Annotated in this window: 26 protein-coding genes and 1 tRNA gene; 20 read left to right on the top strand and 7 right to left on the bottom strand. The window is 63.5% G+C overall.

Annotated features, from left to right (window positions below; translation table 11 throughout):
- The first annotated feature begins 108 nt into the window (after positions 1 to 108).
- Entirely contained in the window at positions 109 to 1,782 is a 1,674-nt protein-coding gene (locus ACFVWR_RS07130; protein ID WP_387209497.1) for an alpha-amylase family protein, read from the top strand.
- Between the two features lie 28 nt (positions 1,783 to 1,810).
- On the opposite strand, the gene dcd is transcribed toward ACFVWR_RS07130, so the two are convergent.
- Positions 1,811 to 2,416, bottom strand: coding sequence for a dCTP deaminase (dcd, locus tag ACFVWR_RS07125; RefSeq protein ID WP_387209495.1), 606 nt, complete (start codon positions 2,414 to 2,416; stop codon positions 1,811 to 1,813).
- 87 nt (positions 2,417 to 2,503) lie between these two features.
- Between dcd and ACFVWR_RS07120 the strand changes: the two genes are divergently transcribed.
- The 5 genes from ACFVWR_RS07120 (at position 2,504) to ACFVWR_RS07100 (ending at position 9,285) form a co-directional block, all read left to right on the top strand.
- Positions 2,504 to 2,577, top strand: a tRNA-Gly gene (locus ACFVWR_RS07120).
- A 433-nt stretch (positions 2,578 to 3,010) separates the two neighbouring features.
- On the top strand, positions 3,011 to 4,528 hold the full coding sequence (locus ACFVWR_RS07115; protein WP_387209493.1) for an N-6 DNA methylase: 1,518 nt from the start codon (positions 3,011 to 3,013) through the stop codon (positions 4,526 to 4,528).
- On the top strand, positions 4,521 to 5,720 hold the full coding sequence (locus ACFVWR_RS07110) for a restriction endonuclease subunit S (protein ID WP_387209491.1): 1,200 nt from the start codon (positions 4,521 to 4,523) through the stop codon (positions 5,718 to 5,720). Before ACFVWR_RS07115 ends, ACFVWR_RS07110 begins: the two co-directional genes overlap by 8 nt.
- Positions 5,717 to 8,710, top strand: coding sequence for a type I restriction endonuclease subunit R (locus ACFVWR_RS07105; protein WP_387209489.1), 2,994 nt, complete (start codon positions 5,717 to 5,719; stop codon positions 8,708 to 8,710). Before ACFVWR_RS07110 ends, ACFVWR_RS07105 begins: the two co-directional genes overlap by 4 nt.
- A 290-nt stretch (positions 8,711 to 9,000) precedes the next feature.
- Positions 9,001 to 9,285 carry a hypothetical protein gene (locus ACFVWR_RS07100; RefSeq protein WP_387209487.1) on the top strand — a complete coding sequence of 95 codons (285 nt, stop codon included), beginning with the start codon at positions 9,001 to 9,003 and terminating at the stop codon, positions 9,283 to 9,285.
- Between the two features lie 249 nt (positions 9,286 to 9,534).
- On the opposite strand, the gene ACFVWR_RS07095 is transcribed toward ACFVWR_RS07100, so the two are convergent.
- A complete protein-coding gene (locus ACFVWR_RS07095) occupies positions 9,535 to 11,217 on the bottom strand; it encodes a UvrD-helicase domain-containing protein (RefSeq protein ID WP_387209485.1) in 1,683 nt (560 codons plus the stop codon).
- Positions 11,214 to 12,827, bottom strand: a complete 1,614-nt coding sequence (locus ACFVWR_RS07090) for an ATP-dependent endonuclease (RefSeq protein WP_387209483.1) — start codon at positions 12,825 to 12,827, stop codon at positions 11,214 to 11,216. The genes ACFVWR_RS07095 and ACFVWR_RS07090 overlap by 4 nt, the downstream gene beginning before the upstream one ends.
- A 279-nt stretch (positions 12,828 to 13,106) precedes the next feature.
- On the opposite strand from ACFVWR_RS07090, the gene ACFVWR_RS07085 reads away from it, so the two are divergent.
- Complete coding sequence (locus ACFVWR_RS07085) at positions 13,107 to 14,708, top strand: hypothetical protein (RefSeq protein ID WP_387209482.1); 1,602 nt, start codon at positions 13,107 to 13,109, stop codon at positions 14,706 to 14,708.
- A 389-nt stretch (positions 14,709 to 15,097) separates the two neighbouring features.
- On the opposite strand, the gene ACFVWR_RS07080 is transcribed toward ACFVWR_RS07085, so the two are convergent.
- Together ACFVWR_RS07080 and ACFVWR_RS07075 are read right to left on the bottom strand one after the other, a co-directional pair.
- Entirely contained in the window at positions 15,098 to 15,382 is a 285-nt protein-coding gene (locus ACFVWR_RS07080; RefSeq protein ID WP_387209480.1) for a DUF2510 domain-containing protein, read from the bottom strand.
- Between the two features lie 5 nt (positions 15,383 to 15,387).
- The gene (locus tag ACFVWR_RS07075) at positions 15,388 to 15,552 is read right to left on the bottom strand and encodes a hypothetical protein (RefSeq protein WP_387209478.1); all 165 of its coding nucleotides are present in this window, start codon (positions 15,550 to 15,552) and stop codon (positions 15,388 to 15,390) included.
- Positions 15,553 to 15,834: 282 nt separating this feature from the next.
- On the opposite strand from ACFVWR_RS07075, the gene ACFVWR_RS07070 reads away from it, so the two are divergent.
- Genes ACFVWR_RS07070 through ACFVWR_RS07030 form a run of 9 tightly spaced genes read left to right on the top strand, consistent with a single transcriptional unit; the run spans position 15,835 to position 20,400 of the window.
- Positions 15,835 to 16,479 carry a hypothetical protein gene (locus ACFVWR_RS07070; RefSeq protein WP_387209476.1) on the top strand — a complete coding sequence of 215 codons (645 nt, stop codon included), beginning with the start codon at positions 15,835 to 15,837 and terminating at the stop codon, positions 16,477 to 16,479.
- The gene (locus ACFVWR_RS07065; RefSeq protein ID WP_387209474.1) at positions 16,476 to 17,168 is read left to right on the top strand and encodes a hypothetical protein; all 693 of its coding nucleotides are present in this window, start codon (positions 16,476 to 16,478) and stop codon (positions 17,166 to 17,168) included. Before ACFVWR_RS07070 ends, ACFVWR_RS07065 begins: the two co-directional genes overlap by 4 nt.
- 35 nt (positions 17,169 to 17,203) lie before the next feature.
- On the top strand, positions 17,204 to 17,410 hold the full coding sequence (locus ACFVWR_RS07060) for a hypothetical protein (protein WP_387209472.1): 207 nt from the start codon (positions 17,204 to 17,206) through the stop codon (positions 17,408 to 17,410).
- A 45-nt stretch (positions 17,411 to 17,455) separates the two neighbouring features.
- On the top strand, positions 17,456 to 18,280 hold the full coding sequence (locus ACFVWR_RS07055) for a hypothetical protein (protein WP_387209470.1): 825 nt from the start codon (positions 17,456 to 17,458) through the stop codon (positions 18,278 to 18,280).
- Between the two features lie 13 nt (positions 18,281 to 18,293).
- Positions 18,294 to 18,782 (top strand): hypothetical protein, encoded by a 489-nt coding sequence (locus tag ACFVWR_RS07050; protein WP_387209468.1) that lies wholly within the window; start codon positions 18,294 to 18,296, stop codon positions 18,780 to 18,782.
- The gene (locus ACFVWR_RS07045) at positions 18,782 to 19,297 is read left to right on the top strand and encodes a hypothetical protein (RefSeq protein WP_387209466.1); all 516 of its coding nucleotides are present in this window, start codon (positions 18,782 to 18,784) and stop codon (positions 19,295 to 19,297) included. The genes ACFVWR_RS07050 and ACFVWR_RS07045 overlap by 1 nt, the downstream gene beginning before the upstream one ends.
- Positions 19,294 to 19,647 carry a hypothetical protein gene (locus ACFVWR_RS07040; RefSeq protein WP_387209464.1) on the top strand — a complete coding sequence of 118 codons (354 nt, stop codon included), beginning with the start codon at positions 19,294 to 19,296 and terminating at the stop codon, positions 19,645 to 19,647. The genes ACFVWR_RS07045 and ACFVWR_RS07040 overlap by 4 nt, the downstream gene beginning before the upstream one ends.
- A complete protein-coding gene (locus tag ACFVWR_RS07035) occupies positions 19,632 to 20,096 on the top strand; it encodes a hypothetical protein (protein WP_387209462.1) in 465 nt (154 codons plus the stop codon). Before ACFVWR_RS07040 ends, ACFVWR_RS07035 begins: the two co-directional genes overlap by 16 nt.
- A 37-nt stretch (positions 20,097 to 20,133) precedes the next feature.
- The gene (locus ACFVWR_RS07030; RefSeq protein ID WP_387209461.1) at positions 20,134 to 20,400 is read left to right on the top strand and encodes a hypothetical protein; all 267 of its coding nucleotides are present in this window, start codon (positions 20,134 to 20,136) and stop codon (positions 20,398 to 20,400) included.
- 28 nt (positions 20,401 to 20,428) lie between these two features.
- On the opposite strand, the gene ACFVWR_RS07025 is transcribed toward ACFVWR_RS07030, so the two are convergent.
- Positions 20,429 to 21,022: a LysM peptidoglycan-binding domain-containing protein gene (locus tag ACFVWR_RS07025; protein ID WP_387209561.1), complete on the bottom strand. Its 594-nt coding sequence runs from the start codon at positions 21,020 to 21,022 to the stop codon at positions 20,429 to 20,431.
- Positions 21,023 to 21,142: 120 nt separating this feature from the next.
- On the opposite strand from ACFVWR_RS07025, the gene ACFVWR_RS07020 reads away from it, so the two are divergent.
- Positions 21,143 to 21,370, top strand: coding sequence for a hypothetical protein (locus ACFVWR_RS07020; protein ID WP_387209459.1), 228 nt, complete (start codon positions 21,143 to 21,145; stop codon positions 21,368 to 21,370).
- Positions 21,371 to 21,430: 60 nt separating this feature from the next.
- Here ACFVWR_RS07020 and ACFVWR_RS07015 read toward each other — a convergent pair whose 3' ends face one another.
- Complete coding sequence (locus tag ACFVWR_RS07015; protein ID WP_387209457.1) at positions 21,431 to 21,862, bottom strand: hypothetical protein; 432 nt, start codon at positions 21,860 to 21,862, stop codon at positions 21,431 to 21,433.
- Positions 21,863 to 22,235: 373 nt separating this feature from the next.
- Between ACFVWR_RS07015 and ACFVWR_RS07010 the strand changes: the two genes are divergently transcribed.
- The 3 genes from ACFVWR_RS07010 to ACFVWR_RS07000 all read left to right on the top strand — a co-directional run bounded on the left by ACFVWR_RS07010 (position 22,236) and on the right by ACFVWR_RS07000 (position 23,852).
- Positions 22,236 to 22,853, top strand: a complete 618-nt coding sequence (locus ACFVWR_RS07010; RefSeq protein WP_387209455.1) for a hypothetical protein — start codon at positions 22,236 to 22,238, stop codon at positions 22,851 to 22,853.
- Positions 22,854 to 22,965: 112 nt separating this feature from the next.
- Positions 22,966 to 23,598: a hypothetical protein gene (locus tag ACFVWR_RS07005; RefSeq protein WP_387209453.1), complete on the top strand. Its 633-nt coding sequence runs from the start codon at positions 22,966 to 22,968 to the stop codon at positions 23,596 to 23,598.
- Positions 23,595 to 23,852 carry a hypothetical protein gene (locus ACFVWR_RS07000; protein ID WP_387209451.1) on the top strand — a complete coding sequence of 86 codons (258 nt, stop codon included), beginning with the start codon at positions 23,595 to 23,597 and terminating at the stop codon, positions 23,850 to 23,852. Before ACFVWR_RS07005 ends, ACFVWR_RS07000 begins: the two co-directional genes overlap by 4 nt.
- Positions 23,853 to 24,035: the final 183 nt, after the last annotated feature.

Below are 24,035 nucleotides of genomic sequence, written 5' to 3'. Positions count from 1 at the left end.
TCATGATTTCCACCTGTGGAATTGATTGTGGATAACTAGGCTGACGTATGCCCGGGGCGGCATGATCGCCAGGGGTTCAGCATCCAGCGAAAGGAACCGCCGAGCGCCATGAAAGTCAGCGACACCAGCGACCTGTGGTGGAAAAGCGCCGTTCTCTACTGCGTTGATGTGGAAACGTTCATGGACTGGAACGGCGACGGGATCGGTGACCTTGCCGGTCTCGCCCAGCGACTCGACTATCTGGCGGAGCTGGGCATCACCTGCCTCTGGCTGATGCCGTTCTATCCGAGCCCCGACCGCGACGACGGCTACGACATCACCGATTTCTACGGGGTCGACAACCGCCTCGGCCACTTCGGTGACTTCGTCGAAGTCGTGCGCATCGCTCGCGACAGGGGCATCCGCATCATCGTCGATCTGGTGGTCAACCACACTTCCGACCAGCATCCGTGGTTCAAGGCCGCCCGCTCCTCCCCCGACTCGCCGTTTCGCGACTATTACGTGTGGCGCGACGAACCGCCGAAGAAGCAGGCGGCGCCGGTGTTCCCCGACAAGGAGACCAGCGAATGGCAGTGGGATGAGAAGGCCGGCCAGTACTACCAGCACGTCTTCTACAAACAGCAGCCCGACCTGAACATCACCGACGACGCCGTGCGCGACGAGATCGGGAAAGTGATCGGCTTCTGGCTCGAGCTCGGCGTCTCGGGGTTCCGCGTGGATGCGGTTCCTTTCTTGCTGCAGGCGGATGGGGTGATCGACGGCGCGCGTCGCCTTCCGAACCCGCACGACTATCTGCGGGCGCTGCGGTCGTTCGTCGGCCGCCGGAGCGGCGAGGGCATCCTGCTGGGCGAGGTCAACCTGCCGCGCGACGAGCAGGCGCAGTTCTTCGGCGGCGACGACGGCGACGAGCTCAACATGCAGTTCGATTTCATCGCCATGCAGAACCTCTACCTTTCTCTGGCGAGAAGGGATGCGCGGCCGCTCATCGACGCCCTGATGTCTCGCCCCGCGGGCTCGCCCGACATCCAGTGGGCGAACTTCGTGCGCAACCACGATGAGTTGACGCTCGACAAGCTCACCGCGGAGGAGCGCGACGAGGTGTTCCAGGCGTTCGGCCCGGAGGAGCGCATGCAGGTCTACGGCCGGGGTCTTGTGCGACGCCTCCCACCGATGCTCGACGGCGACCCGCGACGCATCCGCATGGTCTACAGCCTGCTGTTCTCCCTCCCCGGAACGCCCGTGCTGTTCTACGGCGAAGAGATCGGGATGGGCGAGAACCTCGATCTCGAGGGGCGCATGGCCGTTCGCACCCCCATGCAGTGGAACTCCGGGCGTAACGGCGGGTTCTCCACAGCGCGACCATCGCGCTTGCGCAGCGCGCCGCCCCAGGGCGGTTTCGGCCCGGAGCACGTGAACGTCGCCGACCAGCGGCGCGACGCCGACTCCCTCTGGTCGTTCATGCAGACGCTCATCCGCCACTACCGCAACGCCCGCGAGCTGGGCTGGGGTGCGTTCGAGGTCGTCGAGCAGGCTGACCCTGCGGTTCTCGCGCACCGCCTGACCTGGGACGACCGTTCGGTCGTGCTGCTCCACAATTTCGCATCCGACGCGGCCGAAGTGGCGATCACCGTGCGCGGCGTCGACCGGGATGCGCACCTCGGCGATCTGTTCACCGGCGAACGACTGCCCCTGTCACCGACGGGGAAGGCGACTGTTCCGCTCGAGGGTTACGGCTACCGCTGGCTGCGCGTGCACGCGGCGGACGAGTCGACAGAGTACTGAGTGCTGGGCGCTGGGTCGGTAGTTCGGCTCAGCCGGCCGGGTGACCCGCGTCGGTCGTGGTGACGTCGGTGCGGTGGAAGTTCAGGTACGACCGCGACGCCGTCGGGCCGCGCTGACCCTGGTAGCGCGAGCTGTAGTCGCTCGACCCGTAAGGCTTCTCGGCGGCGGACGACAGCCGGAAGAAGCACATCTGCCCGATCTTCATGCCCGGCCACAGCTTGATCGGCAGCGTCGCGACATTGCTGAGTTCAAGAGTGACGTGCCCCGAGAACCCGGGATCGATGAAACCGGCGGTCGAGTGCGTGAGCAGGCCGAGACGCCCGAGCGAGCTCTTGCCTTCGAGCCGCGCCGCCACGTCGTCGGGCAGGGTGACGAGTTCGAAGGTCGACCCCAGCACGAACTCCCCCGGGTGCAGGATGAACGGCTGGTCGGGCTCGACCTCGACCAGATGGGTCAGCTCGGGCTGATCTTCGGCCGGGTCGATGAACGGGTACTTGTGGTTGTCGAACAACCGGAAGTAGCGGTCGAGCCGCACGTCGATGCTCGACGGCTGGATCATCCCCGCCTCGAAAGGCTCGAGACCGATGCGTCCCGCGCCGAGCTCGGACTTGATATCGCGATCAGAGAGAAGCACGCGCTCAGCCTACCGGGGCGGCGACGGATGCGGTTCTGGCAATCACCGCGCCATTCGCTAGGATGGTCGGAGCCTCCTGAGGCCAACGCGAGTGTAGTTCAATGGTAGAACTTCAGCTTCCCAAGCTGATAGCGCGGGTTCGATTCCCGTCACTCGCTCCAGCAACCACCCGTCGGGCGCTGTGAATTTGTCGAAACAAGCCCGAGTTGGCGAATTAGAACCGGACGTGGCGAAGGAAAGCCGTTTTGGCGAATTTTCGGTCGACCGCCTAGCCACCAGGGTCCCGATCCCGGCACGATCACTTTCGGACAATCTTCAGCTCCCGACGTGAACGCTCTTTACCCGCTAACGGCGTCCGGGCGCTGGAACGACGAGTCAAGGCGCGGAAGGCACGGAACGCAACCCGAACATCCATTCGGAGTTCATGAAGTGGAAAACCCTGTTCATCGAGCGCCGCCTGCGAAAGGTCCGTAGAAGGGTGTGTCATTCGAAGGTGGCTCGCTTGCGCGGTTCCGTCTGTCTGTGGGACATGCCAGAGTTGGAAACGCTGAGGGCCTCCCGGCGCGCATCCCCACTCGTAGGAGCACCACACCAATGACTTTGGTTTCGTCAGAGCCGACTCACATCACGCAAGGGCAGCTGGAGGGCGCCCTATGGGACGCTGCCAACGCGCTGCGCGGCCCCGTCGACCCAGCCGACTTCAAGAGCTACGTGTTTCCCGTGCTTTTTTTCAAGTGGATCTCCGATACCTGGGACTTCAACCACGCCCGCGCTTTGGCCGACTTCGGGGATGACCTCGACGACGACGTTGAAGCGGATTATCACGTCTTCGACATTCCCTCCGGGTGCCACTGGAAAGACGTCTACAACACCGTTGAGAATATCGGCGACAAGCTGGCGTCGACCCTTCTGAGTATCCAAGAAGCCAACCCCGGCGACCTTGACGGCGTGTTTGGTGACGTCAACTGGGCCAACACCGAGCGTCTCCCCGAGACCGCTCTCGTTGCGCTGCTCCGCGCCTTCGACAAGCTGCGGCTCGATGAAGAATCTGTCAGCGGAGACATGCTCGGAAGCGCGTACGAGTACCTGCTCCGGGAGTTCGCCGAAGCGAGCGGCAAGAAGGCAGGCGAGTTCTTCACACCGCGGCACGTCGTGCACCTCATCGTCAAGCTGCTCGCCCCGAAGCCGGGAGAGTCCGTCGCAGACCCCGCGTGCGGATCAGGCGGGATGCTCGTGGAGACGGTTGCAGCGGTTGACGCTGCAGGAGGGGACTCGCGCACCCTGCGCCTCTACGGCCAGGAGATTAACCTCACGACCAGCGCGATAGCGAAGATGAACCTCTATTTGCACGGTGTCGAAGACTTCACGATCGTTCGTGGCGACACCTTCCGTGAACCCAAGCTCCTGGACGGTGACTCATTGCGGCTGTTTGACATGGTCATCGCGAACCCGCCCTTCTCGCTGAAGAATTGGGGAGCGGAATCCTGGGCGGGTGACCGTTACGGGCGGGCAATCGGCGAGGTGCCCCCTGGTACCAACGCCGATTTCGCGTGGATCCAACACATGGTGGCCTCGATGAAACCCGACACCGGCCGGGTCGGCGTCGTGATGCCGCACGGCGTACTCTTCCGCGGTGGCAAGGAAGCACGTATTCGTGAAGAGTTGGTGCGCGAAGACCTTCTCGAAGCGGTCATCGGCCTGCCGAACAATCTGTTCTACTCGACGACGATTCCAGTAAGTGTCCTCATCTTCAGACGCCGGAAGCCTGTCGACCGAGTACGGCGAGTGCTTTTCGTTGATGCTTCGGCCCGCTACACGTCCGGCAAGAACCAGAACCAGATGTCGGAAGCCGATATCGATGCGATCTCCGCTGCGTACAAAGCGGGCGCGGACCTCGACGGCGCCGGAGGGCTGCACCTCAGACTCGTCGACCACGACGAAATCGAGGCTAACCATTTCGACCTCAACATCGGCCGCTTTATCAAGACTGAAACACTAACTGACGCAAACGTAGAGGAAGCGATCATTCTGATGCGCGAGGCTCAGCAGCGGTTAGCGGACGCGCAGTCTGCTCTGGACGAGCGCCTTCGCGAGGCGGGGTTCGATGCGTGACGAGTGGGGGCGTACGACCCTAGGGGAACTCGTCACACTCCAGAATGGTTTCCCGTTCAAGCCAGGTCAGCTGGGACAGGAGGGGCTACCCGTCGTTCGGATCAAGCAGCTGTTGGACGCCCGAGCTCCGATGGATCGCTCTACGGCGACTGTTCCGGCATCCATGCGCATTTCGGATGGAGACGTGATCTTCTCTTGGTCGGCAACGCTCTCTGCGCAGGCGTGGTCCCGTGGACCCGCCCTGTTGAATCAGCACCTCTTCTCCGTCTCCCCGAGGACCCCAGAAGTCGACAAACGATTTCTTGTACCCCTGCTGCAATACATGATTCCGTCACTGCCGATGCACGGAACGACGATGAAGCACGTTACAAAACGAGACCTGAACTCTCAGGTCGTGGCGCTTCCATCGCTGGCTGAGCAGCGACGAATCGTGGACCTGATTGGTTCGGTCGATGGTGCGTTGGAGGAGGCGGTATCCCTTCAACACTCGGCGCGCAAAACTCTTACCGAACTCGGCGCAGAAGCAGTAGCACGGTCGCGTCGAGGCGCATGGCCTTCCGTCACTCTGGCGGAAGCGGTTGGAGCTGACGGGCTCATCCAGACCGGCCCATTCGGAAGCCAGCTGCACAAAGCCGATTACGTGACCGCCGGAACTGCGGTTGTGATGCCCACGAACATGTCAGACGGGCGCATCGTGTCAGAAGGGATAGCGCGAATCGACGAGGCGAGGGCCGCGCGCTTGAGCCGGCATCGTCTTCAGCCTGGTGACATTGTCTGGTCTCGTCGTGGTGACGTCACTCGATTCGCCACCGTATCCGACGACGACGATGGGATGCTATGTGGCACCGGTTGCCTCCTAGTACGTCCCGGCGATCCGTCAATCACTTCCTGGTTGGAAGTGTGGCTCTCGACTCCCGTCGTTTCAGCATGGCTGACTGACCACGCGGTAGGGGCCACTATGGCAAATCTGAACACCCGAATCCTCGGTGGAGTTCCGGTCGTGCTACCCCCTGATGAGGACAGACCCGAGTTCGTCGGAATGCTGAGCGCGCTTAGGGAGCAGTTTGAGGCCGCCAAGAACTTTGCAAATGCTCTTCAAGCGCTGAGGGCACGGATGCTGACCGTTCTTATCTCAGGCGCTCACGAGATCCCCAGTTCGTACGACCGATTTCTCGGGAGCAACGGACGATGAGCGGATTCAGTGAGGCGTCCGTTGTCCAGCAGCCAATTGTCGACCTACTTGTCGGCAATGGGTGGAGGCACGTCGGTGCCGCTGATCTCGACAGGCCGCATTCTTCGGTCATCATCGAATCGGCCACACGGTCCGCCGTCGAGCGGTTGAACCCCCCGCTGGCAGGCAAACCCGACCGGGTTGACGAGGTACTACGACAGCTCCGCATGACGGTGATCGACGGAGGCGACCTCGGCTTGGTCCGAGCAAATCAGGCGTTTCTCGCTTGGCTCCGGGGACGTCGAACAGTGCAGCTAGCGGATCCGGTCCGCGATGTCCCTGTCATGCTCATCGACTTCGCCAACCCGGAGAACAACGAGTTCGTCGTGTCAGACGAAGTCACATACGGCTCGCCCGGCAACAGTGCCCGGTTCGACGTCGTGTTGTGGGTTAACGGGATACCTCTTGCTGTCGGTGAGACCAAGACGTCCGTTGACGGCAAGAAGACGTGGGTGCTTGCCGCTCAGGACATCCACGATCACTACGAAGTGGAGCGAGCGCCGTTCTTTGTGCCGAATCTGCTGTCGTTCGCAACAGAGGGTAAAGAGTTCCGGTACGGTGCGGTTCGTGCTCCCCTGAATCGGTGGGAGCGTTGGGGGTCTACCGACACCCCTGCAACACTCGACGGCTGGCCACGAGTGAAATTGAGCGTCGAGCAGTTGCTCGCGCCAGCCACGGTGCTGAACCTGATTCGGGACTTCGTGCTTTACGAAACGCTGATCCTGAACGGCGCGCCCCGGCTCGTGAAGATCCTTCCCCGGTATTTCCAGTACGAAGCTGTGGAGGCAATCGCCGGACGTGCCAACGAGCCGGGCGCACGGCGCGGGCTGATCTATCAGACTCAAGGATCCGGCAAGACGCTGGCGATGAGTTACGCTGCGGCGAAGCTCATCCGTGACGCGCGGCTGAAGAACCCGACCATCATCGCAATCGCGGACCGTGTCCAGCTCGTCCGGCAGACCTTCGACCAGTTCCATGCAGCCGGGATGCCGCGCCTCACCGAGGCCACAAGCGCCGCTCACCTTCGGGAACTCTTGCGTAGTGACGAACGCGGCATCATTTTCACGACAGTCCACAAGTTCGCCGGCGCGAGCCATCTGAACGACCGCGAGAACATCATTGTCCTCGTCGACGAAGCGCACCGCACCCAAGAGGGAACCCTGGGGCACCAGATGCGGGCCTCGCTACCCAACGCCTCGTTCTTCGCCTTTACGGGCACACCCATCGCCGACCTGACTCACAACACCTTTGACCTATTCGGAGATGATCGGGACCCAGGTAAGGCGCTGAACACATACGACTCGGACCGCTCGATTGCTGATGGCACCACCGTCCCGATGCGAGTGTCGTCGCGGTTGGTGCGGTTCAGGATCGATCAAGAACGGCTTGAAGAAGCCTTCGAAGAGCTTGCCGAATCTGAGGTGCTCGACGACGCCGAGAAGGAGTTCGTCGCGAGCAAGCTCTCCAAGGTTTCGACACTCATCGCGAACCCGGAACGAATCCGCGCGGTGTGCGAAGACATCATCGATCACTTCTACGCCAAGGTGGATCCGCTCGGCATGAAGGCGCAGATCGTCGTGTACAACCGGGCGATGTGCGCGGCTTATCACGAAGTTCTTGCCAATCTGCTGGCCGAACGCGGCACAGACCAGGCCGCGGTTGTGATGAGCGTCGCGGCGAAAGATGAGCCAGCGTTCGCGTCGCACGAACTCAACGATGCGGAAGAAGAAGCGCTCCTCAACCGGTTCCGGAACATTGACGACCCGCTCAAGTTCCTGATTGTCACCTCGAAACTAGGTACCGGCTTCAACGCGCCAATCGAAGGTGTCCTCTACCTGGACAAGCCCCTCAAGCTGCACACCCTGTTCCAAACGATCACCCGTACCAACCGGCCGTGGTCCCACCCAGTAACCGGCCAACCCAAGGACTACGGACTGATCGTGGATTACATCGGCCTCGGTGACGGGTTCGCTCGCGCCATGAAACCGGCGGACCCCGATGCCGCTCGCAGAGAGATCGACGACGACGCACTGCTTGACGAGTTCGAGGCGGCACTCGATTCGATCCTCGACCGGTTCATTGGTGTCGACCGAAAAGCAGGCGACTTCGCGTCACTCGAAGCCGCGATCGAGCGAGTCCCACCCGGGCCGCCACGCGACCGCTTCGCCGACGAGTTCCAGTACGTCGAAGGCATCTGGGAGACCCTCGCCCCGGACTCGCGCCTGGAACCTCGCAAGCCTGACTACAGGTGGGTCGCGAAGGTGTACGGGGCGATCACTCCCAGCGACGGCGACAGTGCCTTGCTGTGGGCCCGGCTCGGAACAAAAACGCTGGCCCTCGTGCACGAACACATCTCCGACGTACAAGTACGCAACCCGCTCTTCGACGTGATCATCGCTGATGAACTCACCGTCAAACGTCTCATCGATGAAGGCCTTCTCCAGCCTACGGACGCACCGCAGGTCACTTCGAAGAGCGCTGATGAGATCCTCGACTCGATCGCGGGCCGCATCGCCCGACGCCGCGATTGCCACGACCACCCGGTCTACAGGGCTCTCGCCGAACGCTTGGAGCAACTTCGCCAAACACAACTGGCTAAGGCGGAAGGCTCGATCGACTTCCTTCGCGAGATTTTCACCGTCGCCCGCGACCTCACCGTCGCTGAGAAGGCCGACGATGCTGGCGAACTCGCTCTGCTGCCAGACCCTCGGGTCGGTGCGCTTACGCAGATCTTCGAGGAGTTCAAACCCGCCGGGGTGTCCGTCATCATCGCCGACGTAGTGCGCTCCGTCGACCGCATCGTCACCGAGGTCGGCTTCGACGGGTGGGTGAACACGGAGACCGAGAAGGATGTCCGCTTGGCTCTGCGCAAGGTGTTGAAGCAGTACAACCTGCCGTTCAAAGGTGAGTTGTTCGACCGCGCCTATGAGTACATCGCTGAGAACTACTAGCCGCGCAACCCGGCTCTTCTAGAAAGCGTAAAGGGTACGAGAGGTAACCAATCCGCCGACACTGAGCCCTGCCCAGGCGCAAGCGGGTACGTCTATCGATCGAACCACACCCCGGATCAAACGGCTCAGCCTGGTGATTTGGAGGTCCGCTGCGACGCCGAGCTGATTTCGATCGTTTCGTTGCACCAACCCGACGCACGCACGGTGGACTAAGGCTGATTTGAGAAGACTGCCGTCCTGCGGGGCAGCCAGGTCGCGAGGTACTTTTGCTCGACATGAGACATCGGACAGTGGCGTGGAGCAATGTCGAGCCCACGGAGGCGGTAGTCACCGTGGAGGAAGTCCAGGTCATTGGTGACCAAATCCGGATCAGTGGCACAACTGATCCTGCGTGGGTGGGTCCAGCGGAGGAGGCCGGGGTATCCATAGGCAACCGAGACCGAGTCGTGCAAGCAGTCGAGTACGGCGTAGAGGGATACTTTGCTCTCGAACTGAATGCAGAGGTAAGCCACGCCGTCACCATGCGCGTGAGTCTCGGCGAGGCCTGGGTGGTCATCGAAGTTCTCAACGAGTGAGACGCCGAGGCGGCCGATGCGCCTCGGGGGCAACCGCCCCCGCTCCCTCGCCGCGCCCAGGGTGCCAGCGACCCCGGACATTTCGTCGGCACCGCCGCGGCTCGTGCGGCCGGTCGTGCAGAACTGATCGCATCTGCGGCACTAGAAGTGTGCGCGTTCCTTTGCCAGAGCACGCTGATTCCGTTCAACGGGAGCCGCGGGTGCCGCCGTGGCCGGTCACATGTCAGCCATAAAACGGATCTTGGCTCACTACCGGGCAGCGATCGCCTTCCAATCTGCTCGGTTGAACCAATCCACCATGGCGGAGGCGTCCAACGGTTTTGCCGAGGCAAGTCTCCGAAGGAATTCCGACGGGTTGCGACTCATCGCTCGCCCAGCGTTGGTCGGCACGACTGACGCGTTACTGACCATCACTCCGTGGCGAGCACGCGAAAGCATGACGGAAAGAATTCGCGCCTCTTCGGTCAGACCATCAGCGTTTGTGGCCCGAAAGTCTGGCAGGACTCCCTCCTCGAGACCGATGACTATTACCCAATCGAATTGCTGCCCTTTGCCGACATGACCCGTGAGTAGATGAACGCCCGGTACAGTGACCAACGTATCGGCATTGCCCACTCTGATTCGCAAGCGGACCTCATCGGTGGTGGCTCCTGCGCGAAGGAGATCGTGGCACCATTCCAGGGCACCAAGGAGGCTCTCCCGCGCAGACGGATCGATGACGGCGTCGAGACCCACCATTTCGCGCAGAGCTTCCATCTTGTCGTTTGCGATGTTGTAGCGAGAATGGTCGAACCGCGTCAACATGGATCTCATGGTGCGAGCGCTGTCGGTGTCGAGCACACCGTCGTCCCATCGATAAAAGGAAATGCCGCCTTCGGTCAGCCCTTGCTCGACGAAGCGGCGACGACCGACTGTCCGTGCGATGATTCCGACTCGCTGTCCAGGCACACGGGCAAGTAGGGCCTCCACCACCTTGGATGCCCACTCTGCCTCGGCTTCGGCGGTGTGATGTGAGACGGCTGCGGCCAGGCCACCGCTAGGCCATGACGCCGGGTCTGCGGAAGAAAGGGGAGTCCCGCCTGTAAGCGGGATCATGGAGTTCACCATAGCCAACACAGCGGGAGACGAACGGTGAGACTCCGAGAACTCAACCATCGAGCTGCATTCCGCGCGGATAGCCGCGTCGATTTCAGCTGGTCTGGCGCCCGCGAAGCCATATATGCCTTGAGCGAGGTCCCCCGCGTATGTGGTCCTCTTATTGCCGATTCGGGTGATGATGCGCAACTGCTGCGGAGTCAGGTCCTGGAACTCGTCGACGATCACCGCACCGAAGTGGGTCCGATATAGATCCGCTACTGCTTCGTTAGCCAGGATGAGTTCCGCTAGCCGGGGCAGGTCGTCGTATGTAAGCCGGTTCTCCGCGACCCGCAAACGTTCGATTTTGAGTGCTGCTTCTCCCCCTGCAACTTTCAAGAAGCGTTCTACTTCCACGTCCGCGCGCGGCTCCTGCTTAGCGCGTCGCAGAATTGTCTGCACTTCCGTAGACGTGTTGAAATCGAAACCTTGTGTCCGGCACTGCGCGCCAACCCAGTCGCTATCCGGAAGGGTCAACATAGGGTCAAGCCCGATAACGTTTGCGTGCGCGCGGACAAGGCGCGAGGCGAGCCCGTGGAAATTGGCGATGCTTACCCGCTCTCGAACGGTCGATGCCGGCAGATGGTGCAGCAATCGGTCCTTGATGTTGTCCCGCGCCCGGTTCGAGAACGTTGTCACAAGGACCTTTTGCGGTGCCCGCACGACCCCTCGCTCGAGGAGGCCTTGGACGCGAAGCGCGAGTGCCTCGGTCTTTCCGCACCCGGCGGGCGCAACAACGAGAAGGTCGAGAGCTGAGGCGTCTCGGATCGCTATCTGTGATGGGGTCGGTTTAATCATTGACCAGCAATCTCAGACAAAAGAGCGTTGACGCTGGTGATACCCGTGGCGTTCGTCTCAGAGAGGAGCGGCAGAACGGAAAGTGCGGCTCTGATTTTCCGCTTGTTCACTCGGCAGAATTCGGCAACGTCTTCGTCGGTGTGAGTGCCTCCTGGCCCTCTAGCCGCACAATTTGCTAGCTCGTTCCTCGAGAAGTGGCCCCCGTCCCTCAAAGCGGCATAGACGTTTTCGCCGCCGAGGGCTCGAACGTACTCATCCTCGAGATCCTGCTGCGATATGAAGACCGAATGGGCGCCGAGATCATCGACTGCGATCCCAAGCGCGTCCGCTAGGTCGATCTTCGCTTGGTCGTCATCTATCAGGCGCGAGACGGGTAGATCGAATCCGGAGGGCCCGAATAGCTTCGCGATGGGCCGCACCTCACTGGCGCCATCCGTTTCTATTACCGAGACGCCAAGTCTGTCGAGGTTGCGGTCCGTGAGGTCAGCAATGCGCTCGAGGACGATGCGATCAGAGAGCCCCTCGACTGTAACAACGTGCATGGCGGTCAACGGCTCCAGCTTGTCTCTCACCCACCACTTTACGAATGTCCGCTCATCGGCAGCGAGGAAACCACGACCCGGCTGAACTATCCGGCCGCCCGGACGGACGACAACGATCGAATCAGCGTCGAAGGCACCCACGATGTCCGAAGAATGAGTCGCAAGCACCTTTTGATTGGTGCTCGCTCGCAGTAGACGAGCGAGGCTCCGCTGCGATGTCGGGTGCAAATGGATCTCCGGCTCGTCAATGCAGACCACGTTCGCGCCCTCGCTCATGAGGTCGTAAAGCGCAATTGCATAGAGGGCTCGAGTTCCGTCGGACTGCTGCGACAGCTCGTGCTCGATCCCACCTTTGGTGACCCTGAGGCGCACATCGCTGAGCAGATCATCGTCCGCAGAGGCGCCGCTGACGAAGGACAGGTCCTTCTCCTTCAATTCCTCCGGCAATGCCTTTGATAGCTGACCGGCTAGCTGAACGCGGAGGTCGGCAAGAACCTTCGAGTTGTCGAGTGCGCCCTGAAAACTCGTCGCAATTGCGTCAAAGCTCGCTTTCTCCCCGCCGAGATCGATCGCACGAAGCATGTCATCGAGGGCAGAGCGGCGGTCCTCTCGTAGATCACGCGTCTGAGCCCTGGCGCTGAGAAATTTCCATCCCAGTCCTGCTAGCTGGTCGCGAGACAACTGGCGACCGGTTCCGGCGTGCGGACCAATCCGAGAGACGGTGAGCGACTCGCTCGCGTCGATCGTGGCGGTGAGCTGGATAGTTAATGAACTCTCACTGGTCGACGGGTTTACGAAGATTTCGTCCGCGAATAGAGCCTTCTCGTCCGCGTTGAAATCGACGAGCTGTACCCGAAGCCGGAGGTCCGCATTGGGATCGCGGAAGTCGTCAGCGCCGAGACTGCTATACAGCTGAGCCGTGCTCGCTCCGAGTACAAGGTCGAGCGCACGCAACAAAGACGACTTGCCAACATCATTGGCACCGACGAGAACGAGGTGGTCGCGGACCTCGATTTCGGCGTCCTCGAGTCGTCTGTAATTCTCCAAGCCGATCCGGGTAAGCCTCAACGTTGGAACCTTTCATCAGCGATCGGCGAAGAGGCGTCGTTGCGATGCGCTGGCCACAGCGATTTAACTGTCCCACCCCCTCAAAAGCGTTTCTAGGTTATCGATGCCAGCCCAACCACCCTCGCATAACAGGAGAAAGCCACTCTGATTGGGGGTGGTGACAGATCCTCAGAAACACTCGCGTCTGGGCCGTTGATCCGCCAGGATGGGCCTCACCGCCGAACCCGAGCGGCTGGAGGACTCATGCGACATCGGACCAGTGGCCTGATCGCTACAGTGGTGGCGCTCACCCTCTCCACTGTCGCCATGACCGCCTGCACGCCTGCGTCAGCAACCGCGAAGAACACCATGACCGTGCACGCAGGCCAAGACGCCAACCTAACAACGTCAGGTGACGCCATCCTCGTAGACGTGCCGGGGAGCGCCATCGAGGGTTCCGGTCGGATGTCCGTAACGCCGGTGTCCGACCCAGCCCACGGGAACGGGTGGCGGGTAGCCATGTCCGGCGGAGCGGAACTCGTCGGCAGCGCGACGCTGCGGTTCAGGCACGACTTCGCCAAGGGAGAGCCGACCCCGGTCGTCGTCTCCACCGAAGATGGCGCCACCTTCACGCCGGCGGACAACGTCCGAGTGTCCGCGGGATTCGCAGAGGTCAAGACGACCCACTTCTCCAACTGGTTCATCACGTGGTGGGGCGACGTGCTCAATAGCGCTCGCGGCCTCCTCGACACCCTCTATAAGGGCGCCGGAAAACAGCCGACATGCGCACACGAGGACGACGTGCGGAAGCAGGGATACACGGTCAAGTCCGACGGTGGCAGCCTCGTCTTTTGGTGCCTCGGGCTGGACACCAACGGCGCCCCTCAGCTCCGCGTCACGAACGGCCGCGGATACACCGTCGTCAGCGAAAGCATGCCTGGATTCGCTGCAACGTCCGGTGGCCCCACCGACCTCGCCGGGATGGTCGCAAACGCCATTAAGGACCACGTTTCCACACCCGGTGACACCGTCAATCTCGTCGGCCCCGGCGACGCCATCGACTACTCCGTCACCGGAACGGGGACCATGCTCGTCGGTGTCAAACCATCAGCCGCGGGATACCTGGTCTCCGCTGGCCAGTTCGCAGTGGACACGCTCGCCTTGATCCTCGACAAGTTCGGGCACGGCGGAATGTCGCGAGAAGCGGTCGCGAAACTGTTCGACTGGGCCTCATGTATCTCAGGGTTCAGCAGCATGGCAACGGCCAACATCCAGACGAGCGCCCAGGCGTTCAACTACCTCAACGACGCTACCGGCACCACCCTTGGCTGCATGGCAGGAGCGATCGAGCGAGCCGGACTGGGCCTCGCAGGCGCGGCGATCGCGAGCGGGGTGTCGTGGCTTGTCTCGGGGATACGCACTGCTCTCAACGGCTTCGGAGCCGCGGCGGACTCCGCGTTGAACCCCTTCGGCTACACCATCACGCTCACCGCTCCGGCGACAATCCCGGGTTTGTCAGCCGAGCTGAGCGGAAAGTGGTGTCCCCGCTCGGGCGACCAAAGGTGCTTCGACACGGCTAGCATCCTCATACGATGGCCAAGCGCGTTCGTTCGTGACATCAGTCCGGGTGACGTCCCTGGTGTGACGGAGTACGCCATTTGCCTCGAGGCGGACCTTGGGCCTGGCGACTGCACAATGGCGGATTCGGAATTCATCGCCTACTACCCTGTCGGTGTCGGCTGGAACTGCGTCCAGGTCGAGGTGATCGGCAAGGGCTGGCCTGCGTGCGACCCAGACGCCACAAGTTCGCACGACCCATCACAGGCAAGAGTGACGATTCTTCCGAACCACCAGATGAGCGAGACGTTCGTTGACTCGGAGGCGCTGTATCGGGTGCCGTAACTATGCACGGCCGGCAGCGCGCACGCGCGACACCACCTGGAGTTGCTCGATAAGCCCATGATCCTCAAGGCCCGCGCGGAGAAAGTCCGTTACCCATTCGCTTGTGCCGGCTCACAGGCATGGACTTCGGAACCTCCCTTCGCGGCAAGGCCATCGCCGCGTCAGCGAACGAGCCCTCCTGGTCAGTGACACCGATTGCGTCGCATAAGACCGAGGTCAGGGTGTCCGAGAGGGCGCAACGACAACGCGAACCTAGGGGTTCGGCCCCTCCCACTCCACGGTCGCCACAAGGTGATGCCGGGAGCCACGGCGGAAGTGAAGGTGTTCAGCGTCTTAACCCGGCTCCGTGGCCAGGACGCGGAAAGTATCTCGGTCAACTTTCCGATGGCTTACTTAGCCCCAGCACCGAGTACGGTCACGCTGATCATTGCTTCGCCAACTTTCCCAGCAACGTCGTGATGACCGTCCGGGGCACTTGTGGCCTCTGACCACGAGCTGCCCGTCCACCACCTAGCCATTTCTACGTTCGGCATGACGTTGTCGGCGTACCAACCTCGGGCCGCCGCAGGGTTGTTCAACGGGGGCCGGATAGTCGTGAACTGGACCCCGTTCCACCAGAAGTAAACGCCATCATTCGCGTACCAGCCCGCCGGGGTTTTCGGTGTCTTCGGCATTGTGTCTAGCGGCCGCCACGCGGGTGATCCCGCAGGGCATCGTCGAACTGGAAGACTCCGTCGCGGATGTCCTCGGAGAGGCCATGGATGGCATCTGTGTCCTGCGACGTGAACCACTGACCCTTCGGGTAGGGGCCGTCAGGCTCGGTGATCGTAGCCTCGGCGATCATGTCGCCATCGATTCGCCATACTCGTTCGTGAACCAGGCACGAAGCCGCACCTCCTCTTCTTCCGCGGAAAGGTTCAACTCGGTGTAGAAGGACTGGCGACCGGCGAGCAAGACAACGTCGACGAGGTGAAGGCATGTCCCGAGGGTAGGCCCGCGAGATAGTCCGCGCGCCCACTTGGAGGGCCACCCACCCGATTTGGGGGCGCGAACGAGACTGATTCAAGCGACTCCCAGTCCGCGCTGTCGATAACGTGGAAAGACTGTTCGGCGCTCAGGGGGAAACATGTCATCACGCCGTCGCAACTGGACGATCGTCTTCGTCCTGCTCGGCATCGTCGCGCTTGCCCTCGCCATCGTCGGGACCATCGCCGTCATCCAGTCGATGAATGGGACGCTTCACGTCGAACGCGACAAACCGACCGCGACTGCGGTGGCAGCTGCACCCGTCGACGAGGAGGAAGCGGCGAAGCAGGCAGCGGAGAAAGCAGCCAGGGGCCTCACCGTCGGCGCCGCCCTCACCGCTGAGCAGGCGAAGACGATCGCCCACGATTGGCAGGGCAACCTCCTCCCCTACAAGATGGCCGACGGCAGCCAGGTGCTCATCGCCCGCGACCAGCCGCTGCCCGAGAACGTGAAGGTGGACGCAGGTAAGAGGCTCGCCGCGTCTGCGGATGCAGGCGAAGCAGCAAGCGACCCCACCGGGGCTCTGATCGAGCAGCGGAAGAAGGAGCTGGAGTACACCCTCGGTCACAAGATCAGCGTCGTGGTCCACGCCTACCTTGCCCTGTCACCCGCATTCGAAACTCTGGGGCGCGCCTGGATCAGCACGGAGTTCGGCGGTGACCAGCAGTATGCCACTGCTGAAGAATGCCTCGCCGCCGTCCGCGCGAAGGTCGGCCCGGACGCAACCGTGATCGTCGGTCAATGACCCCGAAGGAGCCCCCCATGCCTCGCCGCCGCACCGCCATCATCGTCACCTCGATCGCGGTCGTCGCTGTCGCCGCGCTCGGCGTGGGCGCGTACGCCGTCGTGGACTCCATGGCCGGATCGTTTCACATCGCCGGCGGGAAGCCCGCGGCCGCCGCGGAGCACACCCCGACAGTGACGCCAACCCCGACTGTGGTACCTCTCGGTGGTGTCCTCGACGAGGAGACCGCACTCGACCTCCGCCGAGAGATGCCGGACTCGGGCGACTTCGCCTACAAAATGCCGGACGGCCGGTGGGTCAAGACGAACCGGCTGCAGCCGATGCCAGCTGAGGTTATGGCCGCCGAGCAGGCGAAGGCGGATGCTGTGCCGTTGCAGCAGGGACACGGGCCACAGGACGCCACCGCCGGTCTCAAGGCCGCAAACGCCGCCGCCGGCAATTTTCGGTACGCCACTGGCAAGCAGGTCGTCTTCATCAGCCAGGTACCTCTGTCGGCAGACCGGTCCGGGAGCACGAACGTCCTCCAATGGAACATCGATGGGGGCCTCGAAATGCGGATCCCGTGGGAATCGCTCGGCCGATACAACGCGTTCGCCTCAGCCGACGAAGCTCTTGCCTTCGCCCACCAGTACGTGGACCCCTTGCCCGATGTCGCCAACTGGGACATCGTCGTCGCCCACCAGCACTGACCCGGCCGCATCTTGGTCGGTGAACAGGGGGGTTCATGAACCGTCGGAAATTGGTTGTTGCCGCGTCGATCGTCGCGGTCTCGCTCGTCCTCGCGGGGGCGGGCACGTGGGGTGGTGTGGCGTACGCGACCTCGTCCGCCGAGCACGACCTCGATGCCGCGAACACCGCGTTGTCGAAGTCATACCGGGCGGATGCCGCGGTCGTGAAGGCGGTCACGACCAACCGGGCGGCCGCGAAGTAGCTGGTCGCTTCGGGACGGCCGCTGATCGCGGCGACGGACGGGTATGTGGCACCGGAGACCCGGACATCTCTGGCCGACGCCCTGGACGTCCTCGAGAAGACCGCTGGCAAGACCGATGTGGCTGTTCTTGCTCGTGGACCGGTGAAACCGCGGGACGGCAGCCTTGCCGCCGTGCAGAAGGCAGTGTCGGAGGCGAAAGCATCCGCCCGACGCAACACGACACTCGCCGGCAAGAACACCTCGGCCAGAGCCGCGCTCGCGAAGGTAGTCGCCGCAGTGGATGACGCCCTCACAGCGATGACGAAGTCGGCCGGGTCCACCTCTGGGGCAGTGCTCGCTGCGAACCCGAACGCTGACCCGGCGGTGCGTGACGCGTTCGCGGCGCAGGCCGCAGCGGCGGCGAAGGCCACTGGGCAGCAGGCGATCACCGCGCTGGCTGACTACGCCGTGAAGGGAAGGGCAGTTGTCGACTCCCATGCGACGGCGGTTGCCGCGGAGCAGGCCGCGGCGGCGGAAGCGGCCCGGAAGGCAGCTGCCGGGAACGGGGGCGCGCCGGGCGGAGGTGGGACGTCTCGCGGGACGACCTCTGGCGGTGGCGCTTCCGGCGGTGGCGGAGGCACCGGTGGAGCTACGGGCGGCGGGGCCGGCGGTGGGACCTCTGCCGGGTCGCCCGCAACAGGGGGCGGAGCATTCACGCCGCCGCGAGGGTTGGTCGTCCTCTCCGGCGCCTGTTCCGGCGCGGGCGGCAGCGCCAGCGGGAACTGGACCAGCAACCTGGTCGCCCCGACGAACGCGCTCAACATCGTTGTCACCTTCGAGCACCCGGGCGACAGCTGGGGCATCTCATGGACCTGTGACACCGGCTGGTAGGAGGATGAACCCGATGACCGACACCCGACCGCGACGGCTGACCGGCCTGCCCGAAGACCCGGCCGTCCGCCTGGCCCTGATGAGGCGACTGATCTGGGGTGCAGCCCTTGCAGTGCCAGCGTCGGGTCTCCTCGTGGCCGCCGTGCTGCTGATCTCGTCGGCGCTCTCTTACAACCCGTCGTACTGGGAAGCGCAGACACCGGCCACGTTCCTAGGCTCGGTGGCGAGCTGGTTCTGGCTCGGAGCGCCGTACGGTTTCGCCACCGCGTCCGGCGCGGCTCTCGCCTTGCTGCTCTTCACCGTCCGTGGTGGGTCGCGGTACCGGGCGGGCGTCGCGGCGCTCGGCGCGATATTCGGGTCGCTCGTGGCTGTGGTGGTCGTCGGCGGCATCCAGCCGTGGCTGGCCGTTTTCCTCGGCATCCCCGCCGGCATCATCGGGTCCGGGCTTGCCGCCGCGTATGTGGCCTGGGCGGACTGGGCATCCCAAGAGCGGGTGCGCTGATGCCCCGCAAAACGCTCGCGGACCGGTTGCAGGCCAGGCTCGAGATGATCCCGTTGGACAAACGGACTCCGGAGCAGTTCGAGAACTCGCCAGTGCGTCAGTATGGGCGGGGTCCGAACGCGAAACCGTGGGTGCGGCGACTCAACCTGATCACCGGGATAATCGTGATCACGGTGGTTGGGCTCACGTTCATCGGCCTCGGCGTCGACGCCGTAGCGTCGAACATCTGGTGGCAGACCCGCACGGACCTGGTGTGCGTCGTCGCGGGCAACAGCCACCACGACACCTACGGAAAGTCCGGCTACCTCGGCACCGTCTACGACATCGACACCACCACCTGCGGGCAGCTGCAAGTCACCGGAGGCGGTGGTGGGCTCGACGAGCAGGAAGCCGAGACGCTCGGACGGTCACTACACGTCGGAACCTCGTACGAGATGGACGTCCGCGGATGGCTGGGCTGGCCGGACGAGCCGCGCGCCATCGTCACCGCACGGAAGATCGGAGCCACACCATGATCAACGCCCTCGCCGGGCCAGCCGCCGCTGTGATCGGTGCCGCCTGGATCACCATCATCGCAACCGCCGCCATCGTCTTCCGCAGACGCGTCGTCGCCTTCCTGGTACGTCTCGCAGCCCCTCGGGAGGATCCGGCCGCCCAGACCCGTGACCTGAGCATCGGCGTGGTGCTCCTCGCGGTGTTCGCCTACGTGCTGGCCGCCGTCGTCGCCTCGCTCGAGCTGCTCCCCGCAGACATCCGCCTCTGGCCGATGGCGATCGGAATCCCCATACTGGTCGTCGTCAACCTGCTGTACTGGTTCCGGTTCGCCAACGCCGGACTCTCGGTGGTCTCGTGGATGCGGCGGTGAAGGCCGTGTCCGACGACGGTGCGGGCAAGATGGCCACATCCACGGCGCAGCAGCCTAAGGTGCGTTGGTTCCGGCGCCGGCCGCCCGTGGGCATGCCTCCTCTTTCCCGAAGCGTGTGGTGGGCCGGCCACAGCCAGCTGTTCATCGGTTCCATCCTGGCCATCGTCGGACCGGTTCTGTTGGTTCTCGACTTGCAGCCGGAGGTGCTCCGCTTCCTCGGCCCGACTGGGCTACTTCTAATCGCGATGGCAGCGCCGTTCGCCTGCTCCGGACTGATGCTTCGGCGGTTCGCAACCGAACTCGGAAGGGACACCACAAGTGTCGCCTTCCGAATCTTCCAGCTCGTAATAGTGGTGCTCAGCATCGCAGCGCTCTCCATCGCATTCGTGTTCCTAGACATGCTGGTGCTGATCCTCATTACGAACGGGGTCGTCGCGGCGACAGGATAGACGCCGGACTGTTACTGCCGCGAGTAGAGTCCGAGCCGTGACCGATCGGCGAACCCGCGCTCTTGCCGCTGGTGTGTTGGCGGGTGCCGGGTCGCTGGGCCTGCAGGCCGCGGCTGAAACCAGTAGTGGTCGGCTGAGGAGTATCGCCCTTACCGTGCTGCTAGTCGCGTTGGCTGCCGGTGTCATCGCAGCTTTGGTCGGCAGGTCGCGAGGAAGCCCGTGGAAGAGCAGGCGGACGCAAGGCTTCGTCGTCGGAGTCTGCATCGCCGCCGTCATCGCAGGACTGCTGCTGATCTTCCTTTGACGGTCGGAGCCCTTCCTCTTGCGCTGTCTCAGCGCTGCTCGAGGTGAGGGTCTGGGAGTTCGGCGAGGTTGTGCCCGACCTGGCCGTTCTCGGTGCCCACGCTGACGATGGTGTGCGGGTCGAGGTTGATGGTGTCGCCGGGGTAGACGTTCATGACGTTGGGCCGGCGGACGGAGTTGATGTTGTTCAGGTAGCTGACGCCGAGGTCGAAGCGTTTGGCGATGACGGCCCACACGTCCCCGGGCGCGACGGTGTACGCAACTGGAGTCCCCTCGCTATCGACGGAAACCTTCCCTGTCGCGAACTCGATCGGCCCGCAGTCGACGGGCTGTTCGAAGGTGACGTCCCGGTCGTGCTCGTAGAAACCCCATCCGATGCACGGCCGCAGTGATGGGGTAGGCGCTGGCGAGAACGCTCCGACTGGCGGCGCCTGATGCAGCGGTGTCGGCCGAGCAGCGGCGACCGGCGATGAACCGTCCCTGCTTCCGCGGCTTGGGGGCGGTGTGTGGGGAACGGCTGTACAAGCGGTCAGCGCGGTAACGGCAAGAACAACGATGAACGCCGCGAGCCCCAGCCAGGCTTGGCCGGTTCGCTCCCCGTCTCTGAGTCGAGGGTCTCGCATCGCCGCCACCTCCGTTGACCTTCGCCTGCAATGACTCTGGCACAACTCGGGCAGAGCGCGTAGAGCGTCCGGAGAGATGTACTTCCGTCGTCTTGCGGCGCCGCGAGTAGTGTTCGACTCGTGACCGACCCGAGCGCGCGCCGCCCCGAGTATTGGCGAAACTTCGCCTGGCTGTTCACGGCGGTGACGGCACTCAACCTCGTCGGAGGGGTCATCTTGGTCATCGTCGGCAGCGCGAGCGGGTGGATCAACGTCGCTCTCGGGCTGATTTTCACCACGCAGACGGTGATGTACTTCCGGCACTGGCGAAAAGCGAGGCGCGAACTCGAGGGTGGGCAACGGGCGTGAGTGTGACGACCTCGCCGCCGGCCGGGCGCTCGTCCCCTACCTGCTCGGTCCCAAGCAGGCTCAGGCGCAGGCTGCATCTCGCGCTGGCGTGAGCTCGCTGATGACGTTGGTGAGGACATCCGGTAGCTGTGCTAGCGCCGACTGAGGGTCGGCTCCCGCCAGCAGCTTGACCTGCGCGTCCATTTTGTCCGCCACGTCGCGCACACGGTCGTCGGCAGTGACCTCAGCCTTCAGTGAGCTGTCGATCCCGGAAAGCCAGGCCGCTGCGCCCGCGGCGTCTCCGTGGTCACGACACCAGGACCGCAGCGCCTCCAAGTTCGTGACGGCTGACCGAACGTTCAAGCAGCCGGTCGTAGCGACAGCTGTCGCGCCGCCGCTCGCAATGGTGGAGCAGCCAGCCAGGCTAAGTGCCACCAGGAGCGCGGCGATGGTCGCTCCGGTTGACGCGCGGGCGCGTAGTTTCATGATTCCCCTGTCTGCGATGACATCCATGGCGATCATACTGATCCACATTCAATCCATCGTCTCCACTGGTCGATGCGGCAGACACCGTCAGCTAGGGTGGCCGGCTATTACCTGCAACGGCGAGCTGCGACGCGAGTAAAGCCCGACCCGTGACAGGCCCGAAAACGCGCCGTCCGGAGTTCTGGCGGAACTTCGCCTGGGCGCTCTGGCAGTATCGCGATCAGTCTGGTGTGCGGCATCTTCCCGGTCCCTGACGGAAGCCCGGTCGGGATCAACAGGCGCTCGGGGTCATTCGCCATTCATGGCTTGCGCTACTGCCGGCAGTTCCGACACGGCAAGTGGGAACAGGGCGCGCCGATAGCTGCGTCCGATGATGACAGCGTCCGCTAGGGTTGCCGGCGTGAAGCTCGCCAGGTCAGCCGTCATTGGTCTCATCGTCCTGTCACTTGCAGGCTGCACCGCATCAGCGGCCAGCACGCCCACCCGGACACCAGCCGCCCACAGCTCGGCCTCCCCTGCCCCTTCCGCGGCACCCGTCGTCGACGACGACGGGTTGCCGACCAGCTGCGACGCGTTCTACTCCGGTCTGCACGACTTCGTCTCCCCCGACGGGTCGCTGACGCTGAACCCGGCGTGGAAGTCCGGACCGGGCGCGCCCCGGGCGGAAGGGAGCGGGTACGGAACGTACGACCCGGCCCTCGCGGTGATGTTGTCGAACGCTCCGGGCCTGATCTGCGACTGGGCGCCGGCGACCGGGCCGAGCGACACATTCCTCACCACCCAGCTCCGACACGTCGACGCCGCGACCGAACAGGCGGTGATCGCCCGAATGCACCAGCTCGGCATGGGATGCGGCAAGGCGTACAGCGGCGAATGGTGTGTCACGAACAACTCCGACACTGGTCGGTCGATCGGTGAATCTCAGTGGGTGGGGCACGGCGTCTGGCTCGCCTCCAACTGGAACAACGCCGGCCCCCAGACCTATACGCCGGAGCTGCTGAAGATCCTCTTCGAGTGAATCCCGGGCGGAGCGGCGAGTAGAGTCCGACCCGTGACCGGTGCGCCGCCCGGAGTCGGATGATCCGATGGAAGCTCGTTGACCTTCGCTCAGTTTCGGTGTTGGCTACCCGTTGGGCTCGATGACCCCAGGTAACTCCATCGCGACGGGCGGAGTGATGTTGAGAAATTGGATGAACCGGCAACCGGCGATCGTCACCGGCATCATGGCGGGAGTCATCTTCGGCGTACTGTTCTTCGGCGTGAACGTCGCCACCGGCTTACAACAGGTCGGCTGGGCAAGTGCGGTCGGCGCGGCGGTCGCTGCTGTGATCTTCGGTGTGGGGATGGGATTGCTCATAGGCCGGCAGCGCAGATCGGCCGGAGAGCCTGGGCTGGCGCGAGCGGTCACGGATGCCATCAAGAACGGTCGGCTTCCCGCGAACGCTCGGGCTGACGAGTGGGAACCGGTCCTCGAACATCGAAGACGGCAGGCGAAACTGTACCGATGGCTCGGGCCGGTCGAGTTCGGGTTGCTCTCTCTCCTTGCCGTCTACCTCATCGTCACGGACCGGCCACGGGTCATCCTCTGGGTTGCCTTCCTCGTTTTCTTCCTCGCGCTCGCCATCTGGTACCCGATCAACTACATCCGGCAGGTCAGGAGCATCGGCAGATTGGAGGTCGAGCTCGCCCACCTTCCACCTGCCGACGGTCCAATCGCAACGGACGGTCGCACCACTGCGCCGCCGATTGGATCCGACCCGTGACCGGTGCGCCGTCGAAGAAGCCGTGGTGGGTGCGAGCTCGTGGTCAGCATGGCCGCGGGTACACGCTTGCCCTTGCCCTGTTCCTGACGGTCTACGCCGGCGTGGGGATTCTGACGTCACTGCGAAACGGCAACTTGTGGTGGGCTGCCTTCAGCGTGGTGGGATTGATCGGCGCCGTATGGATGTGGGCCGTCCTGTTCTGGGAGCAGCTGCACCGCTCCGACGGTAAGGAGGTGGCCGACGATGAACGGTGACTCGTCGAAGTACCCGTGGTGGGCTAGGTCTACGGGCGGTAACCGAGGCTGGGCGCTCACCCTTGCGATCGTATATACGCTTTTGTCCGTTGTAGACGTGGCAGTGTGGCTGACTCGCGCGGATTGGTGGGCCGGTCTCCTGGCTGTCGCGTTCCTGCTCCTCGCAGTCTGGGGGTGGGCGAC

It is taken from the genome of Leifsonia sp. NPDC058292, assembly GCF_042880955.1.
In the GTDB taxonomy this organism is placed as follows: domain Bacteria; phylum Actinomycetota; class Actinomycetes; order Actinomycetales; family Microbacteriaceae; genus Leifsonia.
Note: the sequence above shows the minus strand (reverse complement) of the source record. Positions and strands in the feature narration are given on the sequence as shown.

Excerpts from the sequence above, each read along its gene's own strand:
- ACFVWR_RS07105 (WP_387209489.1), top strand. The coding sequence starts at position 5,717 with ATGAGCGGATTCAGTGAGGCGTCCGTTGTCCAGCAGCCAATTGTCGAC.
- ACFVWR_RS07115 (WP_387209493.1), top strand. The coding sequence starts at position 3,011 with ATGACTTTGGTTTCGTCAGAGCCGACTCACATCACGCAAGGGCAGCTG.
- ACFVWR_RS07015 (WP_387209457.1), bottom strand. The coding sequence starts at position 21,862 with ATGGATGTCATCGCAGACAGGGGAATCATGAAACTACGCGCCCGCGCG.
- ACFVWR_RS07070 (WP_387209476.1), top strand. The coding sequence starts at position 15,835 with ATGTCATCACGCCGTCGCAACTGGACGATCGTCTTCGTCCTGCTCGGC.
- ACFVWR_RS07050 (WP_387209468.1), top strand. The coding sequence starts at position 18,294 with ATGACCGACACCCGACCGCGACGGCTGACCGGCCTGCCCGAAGACCCG.
- ACFVWR_RS07040 (WP_387209464.1), top strand. The coding sequence starts at position 19,294 with ATGATCAACGCCCTCGCCGGGCCAGCCGCCGCTGTGATCGGTGCCGCC.
- ACFVWR_RS07095 (WP_387209485.1), bottom strand. The coding sequence starts at position 11,217 with ATGATTAAACCGACCCCATCACAGATAGCGATCCGAGACGCCTCAGCT.
- ACFVWR_RS07110 (WP_387209491.1), top strand. The coding sequence starts at position 4,521 with ATGCGTGACGAGTGGGGGCGTACGACCCTAGGGGAACTCGTCACACTC.
- ACFVWR_RS07045 (WP_387209466.1), top strand. The coding sequence starts at position 18,782 with ATGCCCCGCAAAACGCTCGCGGACCGGTTGCAGGCCAGGCTCGAGATG.
- ACFVWR_RS07130 (WP_387209497.1), top strand. The coding sequence starts at position 109 with ATGAAAGTCAGCGACACCAGCGACCTGTGGTGGAAAAGCGCCGTTCTC.
- ACFVWR_RS07060 (WP_387209472.1), top strand. The coding sequence starts at position 17,204 with ATGAACCGTCGGAAATTGGTTGTTGCCGCGTCGATCGTCGCGGTCTCG.
- ACFVWR_RS07080 (WP_387209480.1), bottom strand. The coding sequence starts at position 15,382 with ATGCCGAAGACACCGAAAACCCCGGCGGGCTGGTACGCGAATGATGGC.
- ACFVWR_RS07025 (WP_387209561.1), bottom strand. The coding sequence starts at position 21,022 with ATGCGAGACCCTCGACTCAGAGACGGGGAGCGAACCGGCCAAGCCTGG.
- ACFVWR_RS07065 (WP_387209474.1), top strand. The coding sequence starts at position 16,476 with ATGACCCCGAAGGAGCCCCCCATGCCTCGCCGCCGCACCGCCATCATC.
- ACFVWR_RS07075 (WP_387209478.1), bottom strand. The coding sequence starts at position 15,552 with ATGATCGCCGAGGCTACGATCACCGAGCCTGACGGCCCCTACCCGAAG.